At 68.7% G+C, this 2,879-nt stretch carries 2 protein-coding genes; both read left to right on the plus strand.

The features are described 5' to 3' along the window. Positions 1-333: 333 nt before the first annotated feature. A complete protein-coding gene (locus NP3_RS43205) occupies positions 334-1,557 on the plus strand; it encodes a serine/threonine-protein kinase (protein ID WP_063047483.1) in 1,224 nt (407 codons plus the stop codon). Continuing rightward, positions 1,557-2,777 carry a mannose-6-phosphate isomerase, class I gene (gene manA, locus NP3_RS43210; protein ID WP_063047484.1) on the plus strand — a complete coding sequence of 407 codons (1,221 nt, stop codon included), beginning with the start codon at positions 1,557-1,559 and terminating at the stop codon, positions 2,775-2,777. Before NP3_RS43205 ends, manA begins: the two co-directional genes overlap by 1 nt. The last annotated feature ends 102 nt before the right edge of the window (positions 2,778-2,879 follow it).

Consider the following 2,879-nt stretch of genomic DNA (forward strand, 5'->3'; position numbering starts at 1 on the left):
ACATGGGGAGGCAGTCACTTGCGCTGGATTCGGAGAGCGGGGAAGTAGACGGCTCGGCCCGATACCAAGATTCCGAGCATCGTCCGGCCCTGACTGGGATAGTGGAATCACAGCCGGAGTGGACGCGCAGGGTCACGATTCGAAGCCCGAGGAAGGGGACGGCTCAGCCCGATACCGCGATTCTGAGCATCGTTCGCTCCTGACTGGAATAGTGGAATTACAGATGTTGGATTCGCCCGACCCGGGCGCCCGTGTCGATCCCTCCGAGTCGACAGCCCGGGTGGGAGCAGGGCGGGACCGCACACAGCGCGATGAGGGGAGGTGGGACGCCCGATGATCGCTGGAACACCGGTGCTCGACCTCGACGATGCCGCTTCGCTCGAGGCCGCCGATGTCGGCGGCGCCCTGCGCTCTGCGGCATCCGGCGGCGCGCAGGTACGCGCGACCGCGGCAGCAGTCGGTGAGGACGCGCTCGCGCGCCTCGCGGATCTGCGACCACGCAGCGTGGTGTTGGTCTCCGGCTCGGGCCGGGCCGCGCGCGCCGCGAGTCTGATCGTCGCCGCACTCGGCGACCGAGCGGGCCTACCCGTGGTCCCGGTCGCTGCCCTTCCACCATGGGTCGGCCCGCTGGACGTGGTACTGGTCGCGGGCGACGACGCGGGTGATCCCCGGCTGATCGATGCGGTCGACCGGGCACAGCGCCGGGGCGCGGAGGTTGTGGTCGCCGCGCCGCACGAAGGTCCGCTGCGGGCCGCGGCGGCCGGGCGTACCTCACTGCTGGCGCCACGGATTCCGGTCCTGGACCATAATCGGCTGTTGCGTTTCCTCGCCGCCTGTATCGCGGTGCTGCGCATAGTCGATCCGACCCGCTCCGGCGCGGCCGTACCCGATCTGACCGAGCTGGCCGATGTGCTCGATGCCGAGGCATTACGCGATGGCCCGCACAACGAGGTCTTCCACAATCCGGCCAAGACGCTGGCCGCGCGCATGCAGCAGCGCGCCGTCGTGCTGGCCGGGGACTCCCCGGCCGCCAGCGAACTCGCCGAGCACGGCGCCGAGGTGCTGTTGCAGTCGGCGGGCAGGGTCGCCACCGCGGTGGGTCTGGCCGAGGCCGTGGCCGCCAACCCCCGAATGGTCGAGGCCGCAGGCGAATCCGCGCCGAACTTCGATCCACTGTTCCACGACGAAGAACTCGACGGACCGGCGCCGGTGGAGCGCATCCGGGTGTTCGTGCTCAGCGCGGATCTGGATCAGGCCGCAGCGCGGCGCCGGCTCGCCGTCTTCGGCGGCAACGGATCGGGTCTGGTCGACGCCGATCTGGTGAGCGCGGATATCGAACCGCTGCACACCTCGCTCACCGATCCCGCCGCGCCCATGCCTGCCAGAGTGGATGATTCGGGCGCGCCGCTGCCCGGCACCATCGCCCATGCCAGCGAACTCGAACAACTCGCGGTGCTCGCGCTGCGCTTGGAGATGGCCGCTGCCTATCTGCGGTTGATCGGCTCGCGCAGCGGTGCGACACAGTCCACGGAACAGCTCGACGGGGGACACTACTAGTGCACGAACTCGTTGGTGCGCTGCGTTCCTATGCCTGGGGTTCACGCACCGCACTCGCTCAGTTGTGCGGCCGACCGGTCCCTTCCGCGCATCCGGAGGCGGAGCTGTGGTTCGGCGCGCATCCCGCCGATCCGGCGTATGTCCGCTTGGAGAACAGCACCCGCTCACTGCTGGAATTGGTCGCGGACGATCCGGAGCGCGAACTCGGGCCCGCCGCACCGGAATTCGGCGGGCGGCTGCCGTTCCTGTTGAAGATCCTGGCCGCCGAGGAACCGCTATCGCTGCAGGCGCATCCGAGTTCGGCGCAGGCGCGGGCCGGATTCGAGCGCGAAAATCACGCGCGGGTGCCGCTGGATTCGCCGATGCGCAACTATCGCGACGAGAACCACAAGCCGGAATTGGTTGTCGCGCTGGACCGGTTCGAGGCACTGGCCGGATTCCGGGATCCACATCGCACGGTCGAGCTGCTGCGCGCACTGGATGTGCCGGGCCTGCGCTCATATGCGGATCTGCTCGCCGCCCAACCTGATTCGGCGGGACTGCGGACACTGTTCACGACCTGGATCACGCTGCCGCAGAATGTCCTCGGCACACTGCTCCCCCAGGTGCTCGACGGATGCGTGCGCTATCTCTCGGTGAAGGGCGCCCGGGAGTTCACCGCCGAGGCGCGCACCACACTCGAACTCGCCGAGGCATATCCGGGCGACGCCGGTGTGCTGGCCGCGCTGCTGCTCAATCGGCTGACACTGGAACCGGGACAGGGACTGTTCCTCGCGGCGGGCAATCTGCACGCGTATCTGCGCGGGCTCGGCGTCGAGATCATGGCCAATTCCGACAATGTGCTGCGCGGTGGTCTCACGCCCAAGCATGTCGATGTGCCGGAGTTGCTGCGGGTGCTGGACTTCGAGCCGATCGATCTGCCGGTGGTGCTCGCGGAACCGGCGGGCGATGGGTCGGTGCACTATCGGACCCCCGCGCCGGAGTTCGCGCTGCGGCGGTTCGATCTGACCGCGGGATCCGGGCAGGTGCCGCTGACATCCGCCGGGCCGGGAATCGTGCTGTGCACGGGAGGGACCGTGCGGCTGTTGCAAGGAGTGAGCGAGCTGGTGCTGGGACGCGGCGCGGCGGCGTGGATATCGGCGGCCGACACCGAGATTCGCGCCCAGGCCGTCGACGGTGACGCCCAGTTGTTCTGCGCCTGCGTCGGTGGCACGAACTGACCTGTCGCCCAGTTTGTTCGTCCACTGCTCTAGGCTGTTCGTTCGACGGGCCTCCTGACCGGACGACAACGGAGCGAGTTTTACGAGCGACGTTCGCGGGCC

The organism is Nocardia pseudovaccinii NBRC 100343, assembly GCF_001613225.1.
GTDB lineage: Bacteria > Actinomycetota > Actinomycetes > Mycobacteriales > Mycobacteriaceae > Nocardia > Nocardia pseudovaccinii.

Bases quoted from the DNA above. Each gene is read 5' to 3' on its own strand.
- NP3_RS43205 (WP_063047483.1), top strand. From the start codon at position 334: ATGATCGCTGGAACACCGGTGCTCGACCTCGACGATGCCGCTTCGCTC.